Consider the following 6,148-nt stretch of genomic DNA (forward strand, 5'->3'; position numbering starts at 1 on the left):
CAGTTACGGTGACAGCGCACTTTTATCGGTCCCACCCATGTGACGGGGGTTAACCTCCCGACGCGCCCACGCCCCAAAATCAGACCCTTTCACAGCCTCGCTTGCGCGGGGCTTTTTTCATGGAGCAAGCCTTATGGCCCGACCTGCAACCGCCGCCGTTCGCCTGTTGACCGGCGAGCGCGAACCCGTGCGCCTGGCAACGACGGCGAACCTGGAGACGATCGTCATCGACGGCGTTGCCTGGATCCAGGGCCTCAAAATGGTTGACGGCGTCCAGACAGCGACCGGCGACCGGGTGCTGGTCAAGGACCAGGCGGACGCCAGGCTGAACGGCATCTATACGGCCTCGGAAGGCTACTGGTACCGCGCCGCCGATGCGCGCGCGGGGCGCACCATGCAGAAGGGGACGACGGTGCATGTCCAGGAGGGCACGGCTTCGGCCGCTTTCGTCTATGCCTTCCAGACAGTGAGCCCCGTGATCGGTGCCGACGACATTGTGCTGTCGTTTTACCAGTCCGACGACACCGTCGGCGATATCCAGGCAGCCGCGCAAGGCATCATCGACCAGGCCCAAGCCGCGGCGGACGTGGCGACGGGCGCCATGACGACGGTGCTCGATCCGCAATTCGCTACGCTCGCAGCCGCCCAGGCGTTTTCCCCGCCGATCGCCCCGACATACATCCGCACAGCCTTCTACGACAGTCACCAGGTAGCAGGCAGCGGCGCGATTTATCAGAAGAACGGAACGAGTGCCGGGGATCTGGTGATCATGCTGGCCGACCATGCGACGATTGTTGGTTATTCGCTGTCGGGCACTCCCACGGCGACCCAAAAAGGAGCGCGCAAAGACAACGTCAATGACGACGGCCCGGCGGTCCAGGCTGCTTACAATCTGGCGATCGGGGGCGTCGACCTTCCAGCTGGGACCTATAGGATGGTTCCCGGTCCTGTCTCACCCTTCACGCTCGCCGGACAACCCACAAATAACATCTATCGGGCAGTTGCGCTGACGGTGGACAATGTGGCGATCACCGGGCGCGAGGCGGTGCTTCACGGCGTGAGCCGCCCTGGCGTCAGCGCAAATGATGTTCAGCCGGTGTTCTCGACCGATATGAATATGGCGGTTGGAACGCGGAAGAACATCACCTTTGACGGCGTTACCTTCGATAGCGTCAACGATGCCGATGCAATTAACAGCAACCAGCGGCTTGCCTACGTGGTAGGCGTCGATGGGTTGCGATACCTGGATACAATCGGCCGTTCCAGCGGGGGGCGGCGCGGCTACTATTCCCACATTCAAAACTGCAAAAACGTCCAGATCAATGGGCATTTTCACCAAAAAATGACAGGTGGCTTCAATGTCCGCTACGTCGATAGCCTTGTGATTACGAACTTCATTTTTGATGATTTCTCAGAGGCGATCGATCTCGACGGGACAAGCAAGCGCGTCGTCATCCGAAATGGCGTTTTCAAGTCGACGTCTCGTCTGAACCAGTGCATTGACGTCAACGATCAGGTTGATGCCTCGATTGGCGACTTCTCTGTCTTCAATGTTGGCAATATCGCCACGATAAACTACAAAACCACGACACCGGAGATTTTCGCCGATTACGTCGCCGGAAACCCGGTCAGAAACTACCAACTTTCCAAGCGCATCCTTATCAGCAATATTTCCGGTTCAGCGGTCGGCACGACGGCCGCTCCCGTTTTCTACATCGGCTGGGATTGGGCGGCTGGCGGCCACCCAGGCGCTGGTCCAGTGCAGGACATCACGCTTGAAAACATCACGCTCGATGACCACAGTTATTTTTGGATACGCGAAGGCATCAACGTCAAGCTCAAGGACATTACATCCTACCGTGCGATTTGCGGGTTCAACCATGCTCTCACCTGTTTTTCAGCGGTGGGGAATGGCGATCAAATCGGGTGGTCAGACCTCGACATAGATATCGATGGCCTGCGCATTGAGGCCTCCGACAAAGGTGGCATTAGCATTCAGTCGGCGTCTCGTGTGAAAGTGCGACGCCTGGTGACGCGCGGCAACAACACGGCTGGTGGCACTCAAACTGATCTGACCATTACAAATCTCGGCGCGCGAGCTGGCCGCGCCTCAGTTGATGATTGTGACATCGAAGGCGATGTGATCTTGAACGGAGACAGCACTGCCATCCCTGCTTGGGCTCCCGACACTATCTACAAGCGCAACGCTCTTGTGACAAACGGCGGCAACGTCTACCGCGCCACAGCCGAAGGTCGGTCGGCGGGCAGTGGCGGGCCGGCCGGAACGGCGCTGTCGGTGACGGACGACGGCTCAGCTTCAATTGCCGCGTGGGCGGTATCGACTGCCTATGCGGTCGACAATGTGGTCTCGCACGGTGGTGCCTTCTTTATCTGCGTAGGGGCGGGCATCTCGGCGGCGGCAGGAGGACCTGCGGGGACCGATAATCGCATTTTCGACGGAACGATCATCTGGCGCCCCATACAGGGCGCGGTGAAATGGCAGTATCAGCTTTACCCCTATGCGATCATGTGGGGGAAAAACAACAAGGTCCGTGGAACTGTGACGGTGCAGGGTGATGCGCAGAAATACATCTTCGCCGAAAGTATTGCGGCGCAACTTGACGATTACGCCGCGACTGGCACGATAAACAAGAGCGTGTTTGTTGCCCGCCGTCGCGGTCGCATCGTTCGCGCCAGCTACCAAACTACAGCCGACGTCGCAGCCGACGCAGTCAACTACCGCAACTTGATCGTTCGCCGCTTTCGCGGCGGGATCTCCACAAACGTTTCCACTATTGATACCACAGCAGTCGGGCTGACAGCCTTTGTCACGCGCGACGGTGGAGTAGCCAGCAACTCCGCTGGCGCTGATCTCGAGCCCGGCGACGTTGTCATAGTAAATTCAAACTCCGCCGGCGCCGGGCGGGTGCTTGCCGGTGTCGCTGTTACTATCGATTTCATGGAGTTTTGACTGGCCCCTGCGTCGCATCGATACAGGATCCGCGCACCTACTGCGCGCGCGTCCGAGCTGCATTTATATGCCAGGGGCGATCCTATGATTGCACTTTGAAGTAGGGGACGACCACAAATACAGACAATAGAAAGCGCTCGGGCCGCCAGCACCACAAGGGACCGCTACAGTTCGCGCACCATCTGCGGCTCCTCATCGATGCGGAGTCGTCCCCAGGTTCTCTTTCGATTGTGAATTTCTCATGATTCGGCGCCGTGCGCGCATCGCCATGACAAGTCTCGAAGGCGCCGCCGCGCAGTCAGCTAGCGGCTATGCCGCCGGCCTTACCCCTCTCAGCCTCGCTTTCGCGAGGCTTTTCCATGGAGCAAGCCAGCATGGCCCGATCTTCAGCCGCCGCCGTTCGCCTTCTGACCGGCGAGCGCGAACCCGTTCGTCTGGCGACGACCGCCAGCATTGCGTTTTTCGGCCTTCCGACCATCGACGGGGTGGCGACGGAGGTGGGCGACCGCGTGCTGGTCAAGGACCAGGCCGACCAGACGCAAAACGGTATCTATACGGTAAGCGAAGGCCGATGGTTCCGCGCCGCCGATGCCCGCACCGGGCGCACCATGCAGAAGGGAACGACGGTGCATGTCCAGCAGGGCAACGCCTCGGCCGATTTCGTCTTTGCCTTCCAGACGCTGAACCCTGTGATCGGAACCGATGACATTGTGCTGTCGTTCTACCAGTCCGACGACACCGTCGGGGATATCCAGGCAGCCGCGCAAGGCATCATCGACCAGGCACAGGCCGCTGCGGACGTAGCGACGGGCGCCATGACAACCTTGCTCGATCCGCAATTCGCGACCAAGGCGACGGCGGAGGCCTATTCGCCGCCGATAGCACCCACATACATCCGCACCGCCTTCTACGACAGCTCTCACGTGGCAGGCAGCGGCGCTGTGTACCGCAAGAATGGAACGAATGCCGGGGATTTGGTGATCACGCTGAGCGATGGCATGATGAAGACGGGCTATACTCTCGCCTCAACCCCGGTGACGGCATCAATGCTCGGGGCGCGTGGTGGCGGTGCGAATGCCACGGCTGCAATAGGTGCACTGCTCGCGGGCAGCTATCCGCATGTGCTGATTGACGGCTCCTACCAGACCGACGGCAACCACACGATCTCGACAGCGAAGAAGCGCGTCGAATGCCTGGGCGGCTCTGCCCTGATCCTGCGCGCGCCAGTCGGTACCGTTACCGGCCACCATCCCGTCATCGATATCGCCGCCGATGACGTCCTGATAGACGGGGGCCTCACGATCGATGGTGGATCACATGCCGGCTACCAGGCTTCTATCGGTATTCGCGTCGGCCTCTCCACTGGTGCACGCCGGAAGCGGCCGACAATTCGTGGCGTGAAAGTCCGCAATCTTGGCCTTGCCGGCGTGATGGCGCTCTGTGTCGACAGCCCGACGATTGAGGACATTGACGGCTATAACATCGTCACGCCAACCGGCGGCGAGTTTGGCGACACGGTTTACGTGGCCGGCGTCCGTAAGCCGATCGTGCGCAACATCCGGTCGGCGAAGTGCAAACGCGACGGCGTCGTGTTGACCTATACGGGGAATCTAAACACCACCGACGTGTTGGTCGACGGGGTTTTCGCAGATGCACATCTCGACAGCCCCTCCGCCGGTGTCTGGGTGGAGATGACCGGTGCGCGAGATCCACGAGGGATCATAACCAACGTGGTGGCGAATGACTGTCTGGTTGGCATAGCCGCGACTGACGCCAACAGCGAGATCGTCATTTCGAATGTCAAGGCAATCGGCAACCGGCTGTCCGGTAGTTCTGCCGGTAACGTCTTCGGCGTTCAGATTCAGTCGGGCCGGCTCGATAACTGGTACGTCGATCGCTACAACACCGCTCTGCAATTGGAGCCAAACGGCGAATATCAGTTCGCCCTCAGCTCGCAAGTTGGATCGTTTGCGACTGGCGAAACGGTCAGCGGCGGCACCTCTGGCTCGACCGGAACCCTGCGGTTCCAACATTTTGAAATCGTCATCACCGGTTCAACCGTCGACTATGAACTCGGTGAGACGGTGACTGGCGGTTCATCCGGCGCGACGGGCATCTTGGTCGACTTCTTTGCCAACGTGCTGAGGGTCTTGCCGGTAAGCGGGACATTTCAGGCCGCTGAAACAATCACTGGAGGCATCTCTGCGGTTGCCAAAACGGCAAACAGCGCGACCCGGCGCATCTATGTGCGCGGTTCGGCCGGCATCTTTCCAGCTGGCGAGACAATCAGGGGCGGAACGTCAGGTGCCACAGCTGTAATCGCCGCGCCCTACCAGACGCCTCTTGCGATCGGCCCGGGCACGTTGATGAACTGCTCGACCGACGCCATTGTCGTTGCGAACGTCGTGACACCGGCGAGCCTTAGCCTTTCTGGCATCAGGGGAAACACCCAGTCGCATGGTATCCGGTTCAACCTTTCCGTGGGCCAGCGGCTGCGCAAAGCCAGTCTCAGGGACATCGCCCTGAAGAACTCTACCGCCATTGGCGTTGCCTTTCGGGTGACCACCGGCGGCGCGATAGACGAAATGCTGGTCGATGGTTTCGACATGTCGGAATGGGTTGGCGATGGCACCGGCAGTTCCATCACGGCCGGCACCGTGACCAGGTTTATTGGCGGCAACAATCCCGGTCTGCAGGGGACGTCGAGTGTGCCGATCAATCTGACCGTCAACACGACGCTGTCTGGGCTTCACAACCGGGCACTCTGCCACAACAACGGCGCCGGCGCGACGTGGACACATACGCTGCCGCCTGCCGTGCCTGGCCTTCGGATCGGCTTTGCCGGAGTACACGCAACCCATGTCATGAACATCAAGCCCAACGGGACGGATACGATCAAGGGCGGCGGTGCAGGAAAATATCTCATTCTCGATCCCGGCGAGCGCGTAACACTGGAGGCCTATACGGTAGGACTGTGGGTTGTCAGTTCGGCTATCGGCTGGTCAGGGGATTTCGAAGCCTAGGATGAATTCGCAACTTTGCGTAAGGGTACTGCGTCATGCCTAAGTTGATCGTTGCGAGGATGACGAAAACTAGGCTCAGGACCTATTAAATCGCTTGCAGGGATAAGGATCGGCTGATTCATTGGCGGCGCAAGGAGACGCTGTCATGGGTGAT

General features: G+C 59.8%; 2 protein-coding genes. Both read left to right on the forward strand.

Features of this window, described 5'->3' with window-relative positions:
- The first annotated feature begins 133 nt into the window (after positions 1-133).
- Positions 134-2,971: a hypothetical protein gene (locus NKJ37_RS14280; protein WP_352674272.1), complete on the forward strand. Its 2,838-nt coding sequence runs from the start codon at positions 134-136 to the stop codon at positions 2,969-2,971.
- A gap of 359 nt (positions 2,972-3,330) precedes the next feature.
- Positions 3,331-5,994: a right-handed parallel beta-helix repeat-containing protein gene (locus NKJ37_RS14285; RefSeq protein WP_352774138.1), complete on the forward strand. Its 2,664-nt coding sequence runs from the start codon at positions 3,331-3,333 to the stop codon at positions 5,992-5,994.
- The last annotated feature ends 154 nt before the right edge of the window (positions 5,995-6,148 follow it).

The sequence above is a fragment of the Mesorhizobium sp. M0140 genome, from assembly GCF_040322475.1.
Classification (GTDB): domain Bacteria; phylum Pseudomonadota; class Alphaproteobacteria; order Rhizobiales; family Rhizobiaceae; genus Mesorhizobium.